The 18,625-nt window shown below is 65.3% G+C and carries 15 protein-coding genes and 1 pseudogene; 5 read left to right on the top strand and 11 right to left on the bottom strand.

The genetic code is table 11. From position 1 onward, the window contains the following. Positions 1-241 precede the first annotated feature (241 nt). The 5 genes from AC54AF_RS07010 (at position 242) to AC54AF_RS07030 (ending at position 5,651) form a co-directional block, all read left to right on the top strand. Entirely contained in the window at positions 242-2,503 is a 2,262-nt protein-coding gene (locus tag AC54AF_RS07010) for a TonB-dependent siderophore receptor (RefSeq protein WP_496635954.1), read from the top strand. A gap of 73 nt (positions 2,504-2,576) precedes the next feature. Beyond that, entirely contained in the window at positions 2,577-3,323 is a 747-nt protein-coding gene (locus AC54AF_RS07015; RefSeq protein ID WP_496635955.1) for a DUF4198 domain-containing protein, read from the top strand. A gap of 2 nt (positions 3,324-3,325) precedes the next feature. Then, positions 3,326-3,661 carry a DUF3649 domain-containing protein gene (locus AC54AF_RS07020; protein ID WP_496635956.1) on the top strand — a complete coding sequence of 112 codons (336 nt, stop codon included), beginning with the start codon at positions 3,326-3,328 and terminating at the stop codon, positions 3,659-3,661. Further along, on the top strand, positions 3,658-5,283 hold the full coding sequence (locus tag AC54AF_RS07025; protein WP_496635957.1) for a PepSY-associated TM helix domain-containing protein: 1,626 nt from the start codon (positions 3,658-3,660) through the stop codon (positions 5,281-5,283). The genes AC54AF_RS07020 and AC54AF_RS07025 overlap by 4 nt, the downstream gene beginning before the upstream one ends. After that, positions 5,283-5,651 (top strand): DUF3325 family protein, encoded by a 369-nt coding sequence (locus AC54AF_RS07030; RefSeq protein ID WP_131688553.1) that lies wholly within the window; start codon positions 5,283-5,285, stop codon positions 5,649-5,651. Before AC54AF_RS07025 ends, AC54AF_RS07030 begins: the two co-directional genes overlap by 1 nt. Here the strand turns inward: AC54AF_RS07030 and AC54AF_RS07035 are convergent. From AC54AF_RS07035 to AC54AF_RS07085, 11 genes and pseudogenes are all read right to left on the bottom strand, one after another. Continuing rightward, entirely contained in the window at positions 5,638-7,446 is a 1,809-nt protein-coding gene (locus AC54AF_RS07035) for a putative bifunctional diguanylate cyclase/phosphodiesterase (protein WP_496635958.1), read from the bottom strand. The genes AC54AF_RS07030 and AC54AF_RS07035 overlap by 14 nt on opposite strands. Before the next feature lie 169 nt (positions 7,447-7,615). Beyond that, positions 7,616-9,244, bottom strand: coding sequence for a methyl-accepting chemotaxis protein (locus AC54AF_RS07040; protein WP_496635959.1), 1,629 nt, complete (start codon positions 9,242-9,244; stop codon positions 7,616-7,618). Positions 9,245-9,473: 229 nt separating this feature from the next. Further along, a complete protein-coding gene (locus AC54AF_RS07045) occupies positions 9,474-10,046 on the bottom strand; it encodes a cytochrome b (protein ID WP_496635960.1) in 573 nt (190 codons plus the stop codon). Positions 10,047-10,053: 7 nt separating this feature from the next. Next, positions 10,054-10,689, bottom strand: a complete 636-nt coding sequence (locus tag AC54AF_RS07050; protein ID WP_496635961.1) for a TetR/AcrR family transcriptional regulator — start codon at positions 10,687-10,689, stop codon at positions 10,054-10,056. A 102-nt stretch (positions 10,690-10,791) separates the two neighbouring features. Continuing rightward, complete coding sequence (gene xylB / locus AC54AF_RS07055) at positions 10,792-12,261, bottom strand: xylulokinase (protein ID WP_131688512.1); 1,470 nt, start codon at positions 12,259-12,261, stop codon at positions 10,792-10,794. 17 nt (positions 12,262-12,278) lie between these two features. Then, positions 12,279-13,169 (bottom strand): helix-turn-helix domain-containing protein, encoded by an 891-nt coding sequence (locus tag AC54AF_RS07060; RefSeq protein WP_131688511.1) that lies wholly within the window; start codon positions 13,167-13,169, stop codon positions 12,279-12,281. Between the two features lie 63 nt (positions 13,170-13,232). Further along, positions 13,233-14,321: pseudogene (locus AC54AF_RS07065) on the bottom strand (ABC transporter ATP-binding protein); the annotation flags it as partial. 2 nt (positions 14,322-14,323) lie between these two features. Continuing rightward, entirely contained in the window at positions 14,324-15,364 is a 1,041-nt protein-coding gene (locus AC54AF_RS07070) for an NAD(P)-dependent alcohol dehydrogenase (RefSeq protein ID WP_496635962.1), read from the bottom strand. 13 nt (positions 15,365-15,377) lie between these two features. Next, a complete protein-coding gene (locus AC54AF_RS07075) occupies positions 15,378-16,205 on the bottom strand; it encodes a carbohydrate ABC transporter permease (RefSeq protein ID WP_496635963.1) in 828 nt (275 codons plus the stop codon). Beyond that, a complete protein-coding gene (locus tag AC54AF_RS07080; protein WP_131688507.1) occupies positions 16,193-17,083 on the bottom strand; it encodes an ABC transporter permease subunit in 891 nt (296 codons plus the stop codon). The genes AC54AF_RS07075 and AC54AF_RS07080 overlap by 13 nt, the downstream gene beginning before the upstream one ends. 169 nt (positions 17,084-17,252) lie before the next feature. Further along, positions 17,253-18,524, bottom strand: a complete 1,272-nt coding sequence (locus AC54AF_RS07085) for an ABC transporter substrate-binding protein (protein WP_496635964.1) — start codon at positions 18,522-18,524, stop codon at positions 17,253-17,255. Between the last annotated feature and the right edge of the window lie 101 nt (positions 18,525-18,625).

Consider the following 18,625-nt stretch of genomic DNA (forward strand, 5'->3'; position numbering starts at 1 on the left):
CAGCAATGGGGCGGACGTGCGCGTTGACAACTTGCACTCTTGCATGTCTCGCAACCCCACATTATAATAAGAATAGTTCTCATTCACATTTAGACTCCCACCCGAGTTTGCGCACAGTCGCCCGACTGATGCGCGGCTGGATGACACATTGCGCCAGCCAGGCACCACCGCCAAGCAAGCCTTCCATACCAAAAAAAATGCCAGCCGCGCGACGGCGGGCACACGAGAAGAAGGATGTTTCATGGCGCGAGCACGTTCGCTGGCCGGCATGGTTGCCGGCCCGTTTTCCCCACCCGTTTCCAAGGTCACCCTGCGTCCGCTGGCCATCGCCGTGCATTCGGCCTTGCTGACGGCAGCGCTGGGCGCCGGCGCGGTGCTGGCCGCTGACGCCCCGGCCAAGTCCGAGGAAGCCACCCTGAGCGAAATCAAGGTGCTGGGCCGGCAAGACAAGGCATCGACCGAGCATACTGGCTCCTACACGACCAGACAGATGGCCACGGCCACGCGCCTGGGCCTGTCCATCCGCGAAACGCCGCAATCGATTTCCGTGGTGACGCGCCAGCGCATGGACGACATGGGCTTGAACAGCCTGGCCGAGGTGCTGGTGCAGTCGACGGGCGTGACGGTGCAGGAAAACGACAGCGAACGCACCAGTTTTTCGGCGCGCGGCTTTTCCATCGGCAATTATCAGATCGATGGCGTGGCCGTCAATTCCGGCTCCAATGCGCTGTTCGACACGGCCATCTATGACCGCATCGAAATCGTGCGCGGCGCCACGGGCCTGGTCAGCGGCAATGGCGACCCGTCGGCCACCATCAACATGCTGCACAAGCGCCCCGGCAAGGAGTTTGCCGCCTCGGCCGGCTTGACGGTCGGTTCGTGGAGCAAGGTCCGGCTGGAAGGCGACATCAGCGCGCCGCTCAATGCCGATGGCAGCATCCGCGGGAGAGTCGTCGTGGCGGGCCAGAACCGCCATTCCCATATGGACCTGTACAAGGAACGCAAGCTGGTGGGCGCCGTCATCGTCGAGGCGGACCTGACGCCTGCAACGTTGCTGACGGCCGGCATCGACTATCAAAAGAACACGCCGAAAGGCACGAGCTGGGGCACCACACCCCTGTTCTTCGCGGACGGCACGCCGGCCAACATGCCCCGCTCGTTCAACATGGCGGCCAAGTGGAGCAGCTGGGAGCGCGCATTCGAAAACAAGTACGTCTACCTCGAACACCGCTTTGCCAACGACTGGAAGATCAAGGCCGCCTACGGGCGCCTGGACAGCTCCTCGAACGGCAAGCTGTTCTACGGCGGCAGCGGCTATCCGAAACGCGACGGCAGCGGCCTGGAAGTCTGGAGCGGCGCCTTCCCCTACGATGAAAAGCAGGACAACTTCGACCTGTCGGCCAACGGCACCTTCCCCCTGTTCGGCCGCCGGCACGACCTGGTGCTGGGCGTGAACGGCTGGAAGCGCACCGGCACGACGAATGAAACCTTGCTGCCCGATCCGCTGCCATTCGCCACCACCATCCCCGACTTCCGCCACTGGACGGGCGACGTGCCCGAGCCGGTGCTCACGCGCACTGGCGCGCGCGACGTCGCCACCACCAAGCAGTCCGGCGCCTTCATCGCCACGCGCATCAACGTCACGGACAGCTTCAAGGTGCTGGCCGGCGCGCGCGTCTCCAGGTGGGAAACGTATAACGACCGCTACGACACCCAGGGCCGTTTTGAAAAGCGCAGCTCGGCCTACAAGACGGACGATGTCGTCACGCCGTACGCGGGCGTGGTGCTCGACGTCAGCAAAAGCACTTCGCTATACGCCAGCTATACCGACCTGTTCAAGCCGCAAAACCTGAAGGACAAGCACAACGCCTTCCTCGACCCGATCACGGGCAGCAACGTGGAGGCGGGCGTGAAGAGCGAATTCTTCGACGGCGCCGTGAACGCCTCTTTCGCCGTGTATGAAGCCAAGCAGGACAACCTGGGCGAGGAGGACAGATCGGTGCCGCTGACCTTTGTGCTGCCGGACGGCAGCCGCCCCTATGTCTCGGCGGGCAAGGGCACGAAAAGCCGCGGCTACGAGGCGGAAGTGTCGGGCAGCCCCTTGAGCGGCTGGCAGCTGTTCGCTGGCTACACGCACAGCAAATCGAAGACGGGCAAGGGCGTGGTGACCAACACCATCCAGCCGACCAACATGCTGCGCGTCTCGACCACCTACCGCCTGCCGGGCGAGCTGCAAGATCTCACCATCGGCGGCGGCTTGAACTGGCAGAACGAAATCTGGACGACGGCCACCTTGCCGAACAAAAGCAAGATCCGGGTCAGCCAGGGCAGCTACGTGCTGGCCAACCTGATGGCGCGCTACCAGATCAGCCCGAAACTGTCGGCCAGCCTGAATGTCAACAACCTGTTCGACAAGACGTATTTCCGCCGCGTGGGTTTCTATAACGGCGGCTATTACGGCGAACCGCGCAACGTGGCGCTGAACCTGCGCCACCAGTACTGATGCATCGCAGGCCGCTGTCCCCCGGGAGCGCGGCCGCTTTTTCCATTTCACATAAGAAGATAAGGGATACACCATGCACCTCACTTCCATCGCGCGCCTCGGCGTCCTCGCCACCGCCCTGCTGGGCGCGGCCCTCGCCTGCGGCAACGCCGGCGCGCACCAGATCTGGCTGCAGCAGGACGGCAAGGCAGCCAGCGTGTACTTCGGCGAATTCGGCGACAACCTGCGCGAAGCGTCGCCTGGCCTGCTGGACAAGTTCAGCATCAGGAACGTGACGTGGCTGTCGGCCAAGGGCGCGCAGCCGCTGCAGGCGAACAAGACGGCCGGCGCGTTCATCCTGAATGGCAAGGCGGGCGCCGGCGAAAGCATCATCGTCGAGGAAGACAACTACCCGTCGTGGGAAGAAAAGAAGGATGGCAAGAGCACGCGCACCGTGTGGATTCCCGCCGCGCGCCTGATCGCCGACGGCAAGGCGCAGGCGCCCGCGCTGACCCTGGACCTGGTGCCGACCGGCAAACCGGGCCAGTTCCAGGTCAGCTACCAGGGCAAGCCGCTGGCGCAAGCCAAGGTCAACGCCGTGGTGCAATCGGGCTGGGGCAAGGAAGCGTGGAGCGATGCGCAAGGCCTGGTCAGCTTCCCGCTGCCATGGAAGGGAAGCTATGTGCTGGAAGTGCAGCACACGGACAAGACGGCCGGCCAGCGCGGCGCGCAAGCCTATGACAAGGCCATGTTCGTGACCACCCTGAGCCTGGTGCAGCCGCAAGGCGTGACGCCGCTGCCGGCCGGCCCGGCCCAGCCACCGAGCAAGGATCACGACTGACCATGCAAGCGCCAGCCACCATTAAAATGCCGCGCCTGCGGCTCTCCGCCGGCGCCGTGTACCGTCTCGGCGTGGCGTCGCGCAGCGTGGCGGCCATCGTCGGCGGCTACGTGCTGGCCGCGCTGCTCACCATGCTGCTGTCGGTGAGCCTGCCCATGGCCCGTGCCGAAGCCGTCATGACGGCCACCCTGCTGTCGTTTGCCATCTATACCTGCGCCGTGATGTGGGTCTTCGCCACGCGCAGCGCCCTGCGCGCCTGGCTCGGGCTGTTGATCCCCGCCGCCGTCATCGCCGCCATCCTGCAATCGATGGACGCACTATCCTGGAGTCTCGCATGAAAGAAGGTTTCCGCCAGTCGATGGCATGGCTGCACACCTGGTCCGGCCTGCTCGTCTGCTGGATTTTATTGCTGGTGTTTTGCGCCGGCACGGCCAGCTACTACCGCAATGAAATCACGCTGTGGATGCAGCCCGAACTGCACGGCGCCGCCGCCAGCCAGGTGAGCACCGAGGAAGCGGTCAAGGTCGCGCAACAAGCGATGGAAGAGCGGGCCACGGGCGCCACGCGCTGGTTCATCAGCCTGCCCGGCGAGCGCAGTCCCGCCACGCTGCTGGGCTGGAGCAAACCGTCGAAGCCAGGCGAAAAGAAACGCGGACGGCGCGGCAATTTTCATAGCGAAAAAGCCGACCCGGCCACGGGCGAGGTGCTGTCCAAGCCGCGCGAGACGCGGGGCGGCGAATTCCTCTACCGCCTGCACTTCGACCTGCACTACATGTCGGCCATCTGGGGCCGCTGGATCGTGGGCTTTTGCGCCATGTTCATGTTCGTTGCCATCATCAGCGGCATCGTCACGCACAAGCGCATCTTCAAGGATCTGTTTACGTTCCGGCCGAAAAAGGGTCAGCGCTCGTGGCTCGACGCGCACAATGTGACGGCCGTGCTGGCCCTGCCCTACCACATCATGATCACCTACACGGGCCTGGTCACCCTGATGTTCCTGTACATGCCGTCCGGCGCAACGGCCGCCTACAAGGGCGACCAGGACGCCTTCTTCGCCGAAGCGTTCCCGGGCCGCTCGGGCGACAGCAAGCGGGCCGGCGTGGCCGCGCCGCTGACGCCACTGGCGCCCCTCGTGCGCCAGGCGGAACAGCACTGGGGCGGCGGCAAGGTCGAGCGCATCTCCGTCAACCACCCGGGCGACGCCAACGCCACCGTGACGCTGTCGCGCGCATCCGGACGCGACATGTCGTCGAAGCAGCCATCGATGGAATTCGATGGCGTTTCCGGCAAGCTGCTGTCGACCAATGGCGACGCGCTGCCCGGCGCGGCCGCCACGCACGGCATAATGTATGGGCTGCACATTGCGCATTTCGGCGGCCCGCTGCTGCGCGCCCTGTTCTTCCTCTCCGGCCTGGCCGGCTGCGCCATGGTCGCCACGGGCGCCCTGCTGTGGGCCGTCAAGACGCGCCAGAAGCAGGCCAAGGCGCTGGCCGCCGGCAAGCGCGCCAGCTTCGGCCTGCGCCTGGTCGAAGCGCTCAACATCGGCGCCATCGCCGGCATCCCGATCGCCTTCGGCGCCTACTTCTGGGCCAACCGACTGCTGCCGGTGGCGATGGAAGAGCGGCCGAAAGAGGAAATCGCCTGCTTCTTCGGCGCCTGGGCCCTGGCCGCCATCATCGCCCAGCTGCGCCCCTCGCGCGCCATGTGGCGCATGCAGCTGGCCGCCGGCGCCTTCCTGCTGGCGTCGCTGCCCGTGCTGAACGTCTTCACCACCGATTCGCACCTGGGCGTGACCCTGTTCCTGGGCCGCGGCCCCGTGGCGGTGGCCGCCTTCGACCTGGTGGTGCTGGTGCTGGGCCTGGGCCTCGCGTATGCGGCGTTCAAGCTGAAACCGCTGCCCGCAAAGGCGGTCAAACCCACACCCGCCGCCAAGCCGGCAACGACGATGGAGGCCGCGTGATGGAGCTGCTGTCGAATTTTCTCGTCTTCGCGCTGTGCTATGCGGGCCTGGCTTCGCTGTGCCTGGCGATGGACCGCCACTACGCCGACCTGCACGGGCGTGGCGCCGAGCCGCCCGCGCCGCTACGCCGCCGCCTGCAGTGGGCCGGATGGCTGGCGCTGGCGGCCGGCCTGGCCTGGGCCATGCACATCGCCGGCGGCGGCTACGGCCTCGTCTACTGGGTCGGCAGCCTGACGGGTTGCGGTTTGCTGCTGATCTGGCTGCTGCCCTACGCGCCCCACCAGGCCATGCGCCTGGCGCGCGTCATCGGCGGCGCGGCCGTGCTGGCTGCCGTGCTGCTGGCGGCGCTGTCCGTCAGGCCGGGCTAGGCGACTTGAGCAGCGCCTCGATGCCCTCGGGCGCCATGGCGCGGCCCAGGTAGTAGCCAAACGCCTCGTCGCAGCCCATCTCGGCCAGCAGTTCCAGCTGCTCGCCGCTTTCCACGCCGCCGGCGATGGTGCGCAGTCCGAGCGTGCGCGCCATCGCCACGATGGCCCGCACCATGGCGCCATCGCCGCCCGGCTTGCCCACGTCATCGACAAAACACTTTTCGATCTTCACGGCATCCGTGGGAAAGCGTTTCAGGTAGTTCAGCGAAGCGTCGCCCGTGCCAAAATCGCTGATGGCGATCGCCATGCCCAGCTGGCGGAACTGGCGCAATATCAGCTCGCAGTTCTGGCTGCGGTCGATCAGGATGGCGGCGGCGATTTCCAGCTCGATGCAATGCCCCGGCACGCCGGCCGCCTCCAGCGCGGCGGCGAAATTGCGCGCGATGTCGCGCTGGTAGAACTGGCGCGCCGACAGGCTGACCGACACGGTCAGCATCTGCCCCTGCGCGATCCAGCTGCGCGCCTGTTCCACCGCCGTGGCCATCACCCACGCCCCGACCGGCAGGATCAAGGCGATTTCCTCCAGTACCGGTAGAAAGTCGAGCGGCATCATCAGGCCCAGTTCCGGGTGCTTCCAGCGCAGCAGCGCTTTCACGCCCGTGATCGTGCGCGTCCTCAAGTCCATGCGCGGCTGGTAGAACAGGGCGAATTCGTTGCGTTCGAGCGCGTGGCGCAGGGCCGTCTCAAGGATGGTGCGCGAATACGATTGCGTCTGCATGCGCGGCGCGTAGCGCAGGCAGGTGCCCGGCGCGTGGCGCTTGGCCGCATACATGGCCAGGTCGGCCTTTTCGATCAGCGCATTGACGTCGTCGTCATCGTCAGGATACAGGGCCACGCCCACACTGGCCGCCACCGACAGGCTGTATTCGCCGATGACGAAGGGTGCGGCGATGGCGCCGACGATTTTCTCGGCCACCCGCTCGGCATCGTGCGCCGTGCGCAATTCCGTCAGCAGGATGATGAACTCGTCGCCGCCCTGGCGCGCCACCGTATCGACCTTGCGCACGCACTGCTGCACCCGGCGCGCGAACTCCGTCAGCACCTGGTCGCCCACGTCGTGCCCCAGGCTGTCGTTGATGGATTTGAAGCGGTCGATGTCGACGAACAGCACGGCCAGCAAAGCCTGGTGGCGACGCGCGTAGGCGATGCCGTGCTCGAAGCGGATCTGGAAATGCAGGCGGTTCGGCAGCCCCGTCAGGCCGTCGTGGTGGGCGATGAATTCCAGCTGCTGCTCGGCGCGCCGGCGCGCCGACACATCGTGCAGCAGCAGCACGGCGCCGCCCTGCGCCAGCGGCGCGCAGCTGTACTGGACGTCGATGCGCTTGCCGTCGAGATGGCGCAGCAGCACGGCGCCGCGCGCCACTTCCAGCACTTCCTGCTGGGCCACGCAGTCGCGTACCTGGCGCGCCGCATCGATGGGCGTGCCGTCATGGAACAGCGGCAGCAGCTGCGTCACGGGCTGGCCCAGGCCATCGTCGCCCAGCAACCCGCCCATGGCGCTGGCGCGCGGATTCAGGTAGCGCACCACGCCATCGTGGTCGGTGCCGATGATGGCCGCCGGCAGCGCTTGCAGCAGCGCCAGCGCATCTGCCATCTGCCGCGCCTGCGCCGCCTGCAGCACCGCGCCGGTCGCATGGCGCATGCGCCACGTGCGCGCCGCCTGCCACTGGCAGCCCAGCAGCACGGCCAGCACCATGGCCAGGGTCAGGCACAGCGCCAGCAGCAGCGCCGTCATGCGTCACCCGCCAGGCAAGAGATGGAAGACATGCTTTTCCTTTGCAACGCGCGCCATGCGGCCGGGCGCAGAACCATGCGGAAAGGAAATAGTATAAGAATTTCGGCGCGATAGTTGCCTGATCGGGCACCGCTTGACTGGCATCAAGCGGCGCGGAGGCACGCCTGCTTCAGGCCAGCGACATCCTCCGGGCCGGGGTGGCGCCCGCCGGTGCGGCCGCGCCGGGCGTGCCGTGCAGCTTGAAGATGCTGACAGCGTCGGCCAGGCTGGCCGCCTGCTGCTGCAGCGCATCCGCAGCCGCAGCGGCCTGCTCCACCAGGGCCGCGTTCTGCTGCGTCACGCCATCCATCTGGCTGATGGCGATGCTGATCTGCTCGATGCCGTCGCGCTGCTCCACGCTGGCCACGGCGATCTCGCCGATGATGGCGTTGACGCGCTGCACGCTGCTCACCACGTCATCCATCGTGCGCCCCGCCTGGCCGGCCAGCACGCTGCCCTCTTCCACCGTGCGCACGGATTCGCCGATCAGCTGCTTGATTTCCATGGCCGCCGCTGCCGACCGGTGCGCCAGGCTGCGCACTTCCGTCGCAACGACGGCGAAGCCGCGTCCCTGCTCGCCGGCCCTGGCCGCTTCCACGGCCGCATTCAAGGCCAGGATATTCGTCTGGAAAGCGATGCCGTCGATGACGGCGATGATGTCGACGATGCGCTTCGACGAGGCATTGATATGCATCATGGTCTGCACCACCTGCGCCACGGCCTCGCCACCGCGCTGCGCCACGTCGGACGCGCCGCCAGCCAGCTGGCGCGCCTGGTCGGCGTTGTCGTTATTCTGCCGCACGGTGGACGTCAGCTCGATCATCGAGGCAGCCGTTTCTTCCAGCGAGCTGGCCTGCTCCTCCGTGCGCGAAGACAGGTCCATGTTGCCGCTGGCGATTTCCCCCGACGCCGTGGCGATGGCGTCCGTGCCGGCGCGCACCCGTCCCACGATGGCGGCCAGGTTGCCGCTCATCGCCTTCAAGGCGCGCAGCAGGTCGCCGATTTCATCGCGGCTGCCATCGGCCACCACGGCGCGCAAATCACCCGCCGCCACCTGCTGGGCGATGCCGACGGCGGCGCCCAGCGGCACCGTGATACTGCGGATCAGCCACCACACGGTGACGCTGCCGATGACCAGGGTCACCAGCACGGTGGCCAGCATGGCGATGCTGGCGCTGCGGTGCGCGGCGGCGTCCTGCTCCTTCATCTGCGCCATCAGGGCGTGCGACTGCTTGCCGATGGTCGCAACGATGGCGTCGATCTGGCGCGTCGGTTCGCGGTCCTTGCCCTTGACCAGCGCATCGACGGTCTGGGCGCTGTCGGCGCGCGCGCCATCAAATTTTTGCAGCGCCGCCAGGTAGCTCACGCCCAGCGCATCGTGCGCCTGCAGCGCATGCTCCACGGGCGCCGTATCGAGCGTCAGCGCCGCCATCATGGCCTGCAGGCTTTTCAATTCCTTGCGCGTCTGCGCGCCGCTGGCGACGAACGCTTCGCGGTAGCGCTGGAAGGTGGCCGCATCGCCGCCGCGCAGCAGGATGTTTTTCCATTCCTGCACCTGGATCTTGAATTCCACCTGCGCGCTGCGCGCCGCGTCGACCGCTTCCGTCAGGGCCACGGCGCGCTGCATGGCCTCGTTGCCGCGCGCGCTGGCCGCGTCGAGCGCGCTCCAGCCGCGTACGCCGACGAACAGCAGCGCTAGAAAGAAAAAAGCGCCCAACAGACCCAGGCGGACGGAAATTTTCAGATTCGCGAGTTGCATGTGTTTCTCCCTGCGGCAAGAACAGGATGGCAACAAAGGCGCCGCCAAAACTATCCAATTCTCACCAAATAAGGAAATCATGCGGCGCGCCCCGTGAAAAACCAAGCGGTGCTTTCGCTAGAGAAACACTTTCAACATAGAAACAACAAATTACAGCGCAAAGTTGACTGGATGGTCATGATCTCCCGACGCTGCCATGGCCATCCGGGCAAGCTTGCCCGTACCCGCATCACGGCAGCATACGGGTCAGTACATTGTCCTTGCGCACGCGGTGATGGAACACGGCGGCCAGCACATGCAAGCCCACCACGCCCCAGGCTACCCATTTTCCCAGGAAGTGGTGCACGATATCGAGCGGCGCTTCGAAGCCTTCCCAGGTAACGCCGAAGGTCGCCGCCATCCACTCGAACAGCGCCGTATCGCGAAAGCTGGGCACGGCAAACAGGCCAAAGTCGGTATGCAGGCTGGTGCCCGCGTAGCCGGTCAGGGGCAGCACGATCAGCAGGCCATACAAGCCCCAGTGCGCGGTGCGCGCCAGCCTGTGCTCCAGCGCGGAGCCGGGCGCATCCTGTGGCTGCGCGTCGAGCAGCCGCCAGGCCAGGCGCGGCAGCACCAGCGCGCCCACCAGCAAGCCCAGCATCCAGTGCACGTTGAGCACCGCCAGCGTGCCGGGTGCCTCCTCGTCCAGGAACCAGATCACATAGTAGACAACGATATACGCACCGATAAAGGCGGCGGCGCTGGTCCAGTGAAAGAACTTGGCGAGCGCGCCAAAACGGTCGGCGTTATTTTTCCATTGCATGGGGCGGTTACTGGGAAGTGCAAGCGGATGCCGGGCCGGCCAGCAAGCCGCCCAGCAGGTTGTCGAGGGCGGCCAGCGATGTGGCCAGCCGCGCGGGCGGGTCGCCATCGGCTTCGGCGATCCAGAAGGCCGCTTCGGTCACGGCGCCATACAGCATGCGCGCCGTCACGCCTGCGTGCATGGGCAGCGCCACGCCTTCATCGATCAGCCCCTGCAGCGCCGCCTGCAACGCGGCGATGCCGACGCTCTGGTTCGCCTGCGGCACGTCGCCGAAGATGGCGCGCGCGTCCTGCAAGATGATGCGGCGCAGTTCGGGCACCAGCGCCAGTTCCAGGTAGCCCTGGCAGCGGCGGCGAAACGCTTGCCACGATGTGGGTGCGGCGTCCGCCATGGCTTGCAGGCGCTCGCCAAGCTCGCCCTCGAGCTGATCGATCACGGCTAACAGCAATTTTTCCTTGCTGCCGAAATGGTGGTACAGCGCGCCGCGGGTCAGGCCGGCGGCAGCCGTGAAATCATCCATCGAAGTGTTCGCATAGCCGTGCTCGGCGAACGCATGGCGCGCCGCCGCCAGCAGCCTGGCGCGCGTTTCCTCGATCATGCTGCTGCGGCTACGGCGCGGGGTGGATACGGTGGATACGGGCATCGGCAGTCCTTTCGCATGCATGGTGCATGTGAAGGCATATTATTGACATACGCTGCGTATGTCAATGCAAAAGTACCTGCCGGGGCCGTGCCGATGCCGGCGTCAGTGCGCGGCCGCTCCCGCAAACTCCGCGCGCAGCAGCGGATACAAACGCCGGTAGCGCGCCAGGCGCTCGTCCAGCACGGCGGACGCCTGCGGCGCTACCGTTTCCTGCACGGGCGGGCGCGTGCACACCTGCGCCGGCGGCAAGCCTGTCACCGCCATCAGCGCCAGGCGCGCCGCGCCCATGGTGCCGCCGGCCACGCCGTGGTCGTGGCGCAGCACGTGCAAACCCGAGGCATTCGCGCACAACTGCGCCCAGAAGCGGCTGCGCGAACCGCCGCCCACGAACGACGCTTCTTCCAGATGCGTGCCGGCGCTGCGCAGGGCCGCATTGCCGTCGGCCATGGCAAAGGCCACGCCTTCCATCACGCTGTAGGCCAGTTCGGCGCGCCCGTGCTCCGTCGACAAGCCAAAGAACACGCCGCGTGCGGAGGCGTCGTTATGCGGCGTGCGTTCGCCGCTCAGGTAAGGCAGGAAGACCGGTGCCGTGCGCGCCTCGACGTTTTCCGCCAGTTTCACCAATGCTCCGATGTCGCCCGACTGCGTCAGGCGCGCCACCCAACTGAGGCTGGACGCGGCGCTGAGGATCACGCTCATCTGGTGCCAGCGCTCGGGCAGGCAATGGCAGAACGCATGCACGCCCTGGCCCGGATTGGGCGCAAAGCCATCGCTGCCGGCGAACAGCACGCCGGACGTGCCCAGCGACAGCAGGCCGGCGCCCGGTTCCACCACGCCCAGGCCCACGGCGGCGGCCGCATTGTCGCCCGCGCCGCCGGCCAGCAGCACCGGATGCGCGATGCCCCATTCCTGGCACAGGGAGGATCGCACCTGCGCGGCGGCAGCGCTGCCCTCGACCAGGCGCGGCATGTGCTCGCGCGAGAGGCCGGTGGCCGCCAGCATGCGCTCGGACCAGTCGCGCTTGGCCACGTCCAGCCACAGGGTGCCGGAAGCGTCGGACATGTCGGAGACATACTCGCCCGTCAGGCGCAGGGCCACGTAATCCTTCGGCAGCAAGACCTTGGCCGTGGCGCGGAACAGCGACGGCTCGTACTTTTGCAGCCATAGCAGCTTGGGCGCCGTAAAGCCCGGCATGGCCTGGTTGCCCGTGATGGCGCGCGACTCGGGCACCAGCGCCTCGAGTTCCACGCATTCGGCAAAGGCGCGCGTGTCATTCCACAGGATAGCCGCGCGCAGCACGTGCTGCTGCTTGTCGAGCAGGGTGGCGCCATGCATCTGGCCCGACAGTGCGATGCCGCGCAGGCCGGAAAACGCCACCGGCTGCGCGGCGCGGATGGCGGCGATGACGTCCAGCGTGGCGTGCCACCAGTCTTCGGGATTCTGTTCCGACCAGCCGGGATGGGGACTGGACACGCGCAGGGTCACGCCGCTGCTGGCAAGGATGGTCTGGGCATCATCGGTGAGGATGGCCTTGACTTCGGAAGTGCCGATATCGATACCGAGATAAGTCATTTGATTCCAGAAGAAAGTTAAGAATGGCCGTCGCCGGACGGCTCGGGCATGTTCATCAGCAGGCAGGAGCGGAATTTCGACGGCGACATCTGCTTGTGGGCCAAAAACTGGCGGTTGAAATTGGAGAGGTTGTTGAATCCCGTGCGGTAGCAGATATCGGTGACCTTCATGTCCGTGTTCATCAGCAGCTCGCAGGCCAGCGCGATGCGTTCCTGGTTCACGTATTGAATGAACGAGGTGCCCGTGTGCTTGCGGAAGAAACGCGTGAATTTCAGGGTGTTCATTTCCGCCACGTCGGCCACGTCCTGCTCGCAGAAATCGAGCGTGATGTTCTGCTTGATATAGGCCAGCACCAGGTTGATGGTCGAGGACATGTAGCGGCCCGCCTGCGCCAGGTAATTGACGCTGGCCAGCGGGCGCCGCTCGCGGCAGTCGCACAGTTCGCCGAACAGGCGCGTAAACAGCTCGACCCGGCGCAAGCCCTGCGCCGTCGTCAACTCCTTCATCAGCGGCACCAGGCGCAGGCCCAGCGCATCGGGAAATTGCAAGCCCCTGCCCGCCTCGCCCAGCAGGGCTTTCAGGGGCGCCATTTCCGGGAACAGCAGCGCGCAGCGTTCGATGAAGTCGCTGGAGAACTGCAGCACCAGGTCGCGCTCGGGCAGGACCACGCCTTCCGGCAGTTCGCTGACCCAGTTGTGCGGCAGGTTCGGCCCTGTCAAAATCAGATTGCCCGCCCCATAACTGCCGATATGGTCGCCGATAAAGAACTTGCCGCTCGATGTGATGATGAAATGCAGTTCGTACTCGGGATGAAAATGCCATTTCGCCACGGTATGCGGAAAGCCGTGCGCCCACGCGCGAAACGATTCGTGGATCGGTTTATGGATCAGTTCCAGGTCAGGCGTCACGGCAGTTCCCTTGCACGGTCTCGGTCACCTATTTTAACGACTTCAGCCCGCGGCCACCGCCAGTCCGCTGTCGGCGTCGAACAAATGCACGTGTTCCTCGTCGAAGGCCAGTTCCAGGGTCTGCCCCACCTGCGCCCCACTGTTGGCCGCGTTCGCCGGCAGCAGGGCCGACAAGGTCAAGGCGCCGCACTGAAAGCTGATCAGCGCTTCGGCGCCCAGCAGCTCGATCAGGTCGATCACGCAGGCCATGCCATGCGTGCCAGTCTGCTCCTGCGGCAGCGCTGCGCGCAAGTGATTCGGGCGCAAGCCGAAGACCACGCGCGTGCCCGCCTGCAGCGGGGCAAAGCGGGGGGAGACCAGGGGCCAGCGGTAGCTGGCGCACGCGAGCACCGTTTTTCCGCCGTCTTTTTCGACGACGCCATCGATGAAATTCATGGCTGGCGTGCCGATGAACCCTGCCGCGAACAGGGTGCGCGGATGGTTGTACAGCTCCGCCGGCGTGCCGATCTGCTCGATATGCCCGCCCTTCATCAGCACCACGCGGTCGGCCAGGGTCATCGCTTCGAGCTGGTCGTGCGTGACATACAGGGTGGTGGTGCGCAGGCGGCGGTGCAATCGTTTGATGTCGGCGCGCAGCTGCGCGCGCAGCTTGGCGTCCAGATTCGACAGCGGCTCATCGAACAGGAACACCTGCGGCGTCTTGATCATGGCGCGCGCAATCGCCGTGCGCTGCTGCTGGCCGCCCGACATGGCGCGCGGCTTGCGCTCGAGCAGGCTGTCCAGGCTGAGGATGGACGCCACCTCGCGCACCCGGCGTTCGATCTCGTCGTTCGGCACCTTCAGGCGGCGCAAGCCGAAGGCGATATTGTCGTACACCGTCATGTGCGGATACAGCGCATAGTTCTGGAACACCATCGCCACGTTGCGCGCGCGCGGCGGCAAATCGTTGACGATGGCGCCGCCGATCAGCAGCTCGCCGCCGCTGATGTCTTCCAGACCCGCGATCATGCGCAGCAGGGTCGACTTGCCGCAGCCCGATGGCCCCAGCAGGACGATGAATTCGCCGTCATCGATGTCCAGGTCGAACGGCTGCAGCACGGCCGTCTTCTCGTCATAGGTCTTGTGCAGCTGCCTGCAAGTGATGTTTGCCATGATTAGTCTCCTGCCAGTTCAATTTGGATCTTGACGTCGCGCGGATGGCCCTTGGCCGCTTCCTCGAACGCCTGCACGCCATCGGCAAAGCTGAAGGTGCGCGAAATGAAGGGCTTCACGTCGATCTTGCCCGAGGCCAGCAAGGCGATGGCGCGCGGGAAGATGTTCGCGTAGCGGAACACGGACTCGATACGCACTTCCTTGGCCTGGATGGCGACGATATCGAAAGGCACGTTCTCGGGCGGCATGCCGACCAGCACCAGGCAACCGTTCGGGCAGAGCAGGTCGACGATGTTGTCATAGGCGCGCATGCTGCCGCTGGCTTCGAAAACGACGTCGGCGCCCCAGCCGTCCGTCAGCGTGCGTACCGTGTCGGCCAGGCTGGCCTGGCGCACGTCGACCGTGGTCACGGCGGGGTTATCGGCGAACAGGGCCAGCTTTTCCGGCACCAGGTCGGCCAGGATCACGCGCGAGCAGCCGCCCGCCAGCGCGGCCAGCGTGTTCATGGCGCCGATGGTGCCGGCACCGATCACCACCGCCACGTCGCCCGGCTTGATGGCCGCCTTCTTGGCCGCCTGCAGGCCGATGGCCAGCGGTTCGACGATGGCGCCTTCGCCGTAGCTGACGTTGTCGGGCAGCTTGAAGGTGAACGCGGCCGGATGCACGACATACGGCGTGAGGCAACCGTGGATGGGCGGCGTGGCCCAAAAGCGCACGGCCGGATCGAGGTTGTACAGGCCGCGCATGGTGGCGGGCGAATCGAACTGCGGCACGCCCGGCTCCATGCAGACCCGGTCCCCCGCCTTCAGGTGCGTCACTTGCGCGCCGACTTCCGCCACGACGCCGGACGCCTCATGACCGAGCACCATCGGCGCTTCGACGGCGAAGGGGCCGATCTTGCCGTGCTTGAAGTAATGCACGTCGCTGCCGCAGATGCCCACCGTGTGGATCTTGATCTTCACGTCACGCGGGCCGACGGCAAGCGGCACGTCGATATCGCGCAAGGTGATTTTTTCAGCCTGTTCCAGTACGAGTGCTTGCATGATGGTTTCCTTTTTATTTGTGTTTGAGCATGGAGTTGAGCAGCCGTCCCAGGATGCCGACGAACAGCAGCGGCGGCAGCGCCAGCAGCACGGTGGAGGCGTTCACCACGCCCCATGGCACTTCCTGGCCCATCGACGTGAAGGCCGACGCCACTACGGGCAGGGTCATGCTTTTCGACGAGGTGAGCGCCAGCGCGATCATCAGTTCATTCCAGACCAGCACGAAGCTGAAGACGATGCCGCCCATCAGGGTCTTCGAGGCCACCGGCAGGGCCACGTGCCAGAACACCTGGTAAGGGCCGTAGCCGTCCAGCGCCGCCGCTTCCTCGATCTCCTTCGGGATGCGGGCAAACGCGGGAATCGACAGCCAGATGATGGTCGACAGGGTCACCAGCAGATACGTCACCACCATCGACAGGCGCGAGTCGTACAGGCCCAGGTCGATCCAGATCGAGATCAAGGGAATGGCGACGGCGACGGGCGGCAAAAAGCGCAAGGACAGCAGGAAGAACTGGATATCCTTCTTGGCCGGGATCGGATAGCGGGCGATCGCATACGCGGCCGGCACGCCCAGCACTGCGCCCAGCAACACGGCCACGCCGACGATGGCGACGCTGTTGCCCAGCCCCGTCAGCACTTCGGGGCTGGCCAGCACCTGCTGGTAATTGGCCAGTGTCGGGCTGAAGAAAAAGCGCGGCACGGGCGTGACGATGTCCATCAGCTCCTTGAAGGAATTGAGCACGGCCCACAGGATGGGGAATAGAGCCACAAGGATAATCACCGTGGTGATGGCGGTGGTGGCGACGGCGCCGACGCCGCGCCGAACAGTCAGTTTTCCCATTTTGCGACCCGCTTCCAGAGCAATGTAAAAATAATGGTCGTGGCCAGCATCATCAGCACGGCCATGCTGGACGCATACGACACCTTGCCCATCAGGCCGATGCCTTGCGCATACGCATACATGTCCAGCGTTTCGGTGGAGATGCCGGGGCCGCCCTTGGTCATCACGTAGATCAGGTCGAACGAACGCAGCGACTCGACCATCTTGATGAACACGAGGCTCATGATCGGCACCTTCAGCATCGGCAGCGCAATATACGCATACACCTGGAGCGTGCTGGCGTAATCGAGGCGTGCCGCTTCCAGCGGTTCGCCAGGCAGGGTTTCGAGCAGCTTCAGGATGACGGCGCCGAAGAACAGGCCCCACTGCCAGATATCGACCAGCGCCACCGCATACAGCGCCGTGGCGGGATCGGACAGCAGGGCCGTGCCGCCCAGGCCCACGATTTCCAGCAGCCAGTTCAAAATGCCCATCAGCGGCGAATACATGAACTTCCAGATGAAGGCGGCCGAGACGCGCGGCAGCAGCACCGGCACGATCAGCAGCAGCGCGATGACGTCCCGCGTGCGTCCCTTGACTCTCTCGAACAGGAACACGGCCAGCAGCACGCCGACGAGCAGCGAGCCGGCCACGGTGACGACTTCCCAGATGGCCGATACCTGCACGGCATTGAGGAAGCGGCGGTCGCCGAACAGGCGGAGAAAATTGGCAAAGCCGACGTAGTCGCTGTCGCTGTAGCGCAGCACGCGGTTTTGCAGGGCCAGGTTGATGGCGGCGATGCTGGGCACCAGGCCCAGTATCAGCAGGATCAGCAGCGGCAGCGTCAGAAAGACGGCCGGCAGCCAGGTGTGGCGTTTTTTACGGATGGTATGCGGCATGGTGATGGCTTTCAAACGAGAACGGACAAGCAAACAGGCTGCGTCACGACACCTGACAAAACCGTAGCGAGCGGAAGGTAGAGGTGGCCGAGAAGCGGAACTGTGCTTTATGCACAGTGAGCATCGCAGGCCGCCTATACCGACGCGCAGTAGGTTTGGTCAGATGTCTCTATTTGCGCTTGCTAGCCCGCTGCATCACTTCCGTCGCATACTCATTGGCTTCATCGAGCGCGCTCTGCACGTCGCCGCGCGTACCGGTAAATACCTCCTCCAGCACCACGCCCAGGTTGTCGCCGATGTCCGGCCATTCGGGGCTAGGCCAGATGGTGACGCGCGAGACGGGCGTGGTGTCCGTCAAGCCCGCCTGGATCTGCGGCTTGACGTGCTTGCGGAAGTAGTCGCTGGCGATGGTGCTGCTGCGGTTGTAGTCGCTGAAGACCTTGTCCTTCAGGCGCGCCTGTTCCTGCTCCTTGCCCGTGGCCCAGGCGATGAACTTGCCCGCCGCCTGGCGCGTGCATTCATCCTTGGCGCCCGTGGCGGAGATGGCCAGGCCGTGGCCGTAGGCGGCCGATGCCAGCGGCGCGGGCGGGCGCACATAGCCGACCTTGTCGACCACCGAGGATTTTTTCGGGTCTTCCATCCAGTCGGCGAAGGGCGTCGACTCGATCATGAAGGCGACCTTGCCCGACCTGAACGCTTCGAGCGCATTGCTCCAGTCGTAGGTGGCGCCACCGGGCGGCGAATACTTGAACAGGTCGCGGTACAGGGTCGTCGCTTTCACGGCCTGCGGCGAATTGAAGGTCGGCACGCCATTGTTTTCCCACTTGCCGCCGGCGGCCAGCATGAACGGCGCCCAGCGCCAGACATTCATGCCCGAGCCGCGCTGACCCCGCGCCGCCCAGCCATACACGTTCGGCGGACTATTCAGCTTCTTGACGGCGGCGACCAGTTCGTCGAGCGTCTTCGGCACGGCGATGCCGGCCTTTTCCAGCAGGTCGCGACGGTAGAACAGGAAGTCGCTGCCGCCGATCAGGGGCGCGAAATACGCCACGCCCTTGTACGAGGCGACGGCGCGGCGACCTGGCAGGAAGTCGTCATAGTCGGCGTCCTTGGGCAGGTATTTGAGCAGGGGAACGACCCAGCCGGCCGTGGCAAATTCGGCCACGTTGGCTTCGTCGATGTAATAGATCTGGTAGGAGCCGGCCTTGGTGGAAGCATCAAGGCGGGCCTTGGAGCGGCGGTCGTTTTCGCCGAAATAGCTGATTTGCACCTTGGTGCCGTTTTTCTTTTCATACTCGGCAAGGGTCTTTTCCATCACCGTCAGGCCCAGGCTTTTTTGCGCCAGCACCTTGAGCACCGGCACCGAGCAGCTTTGCCCCGAGGCGTCGGCAAACCCGGCGGACATGAGGGCACCCCATGCAACAGCAGTCATGATTTTCATAACACGTCTCCATTTTTATAGTCCGGCGGTTTTCCACCGGTGAATCCACTATAAAAACAAAGACGGCCTGCCACCACTGCAAAAGCGGCCAGTTTTCAAAT

The organism is Janthinobacterium sp. JF4 (assembly GCF_059617925.1).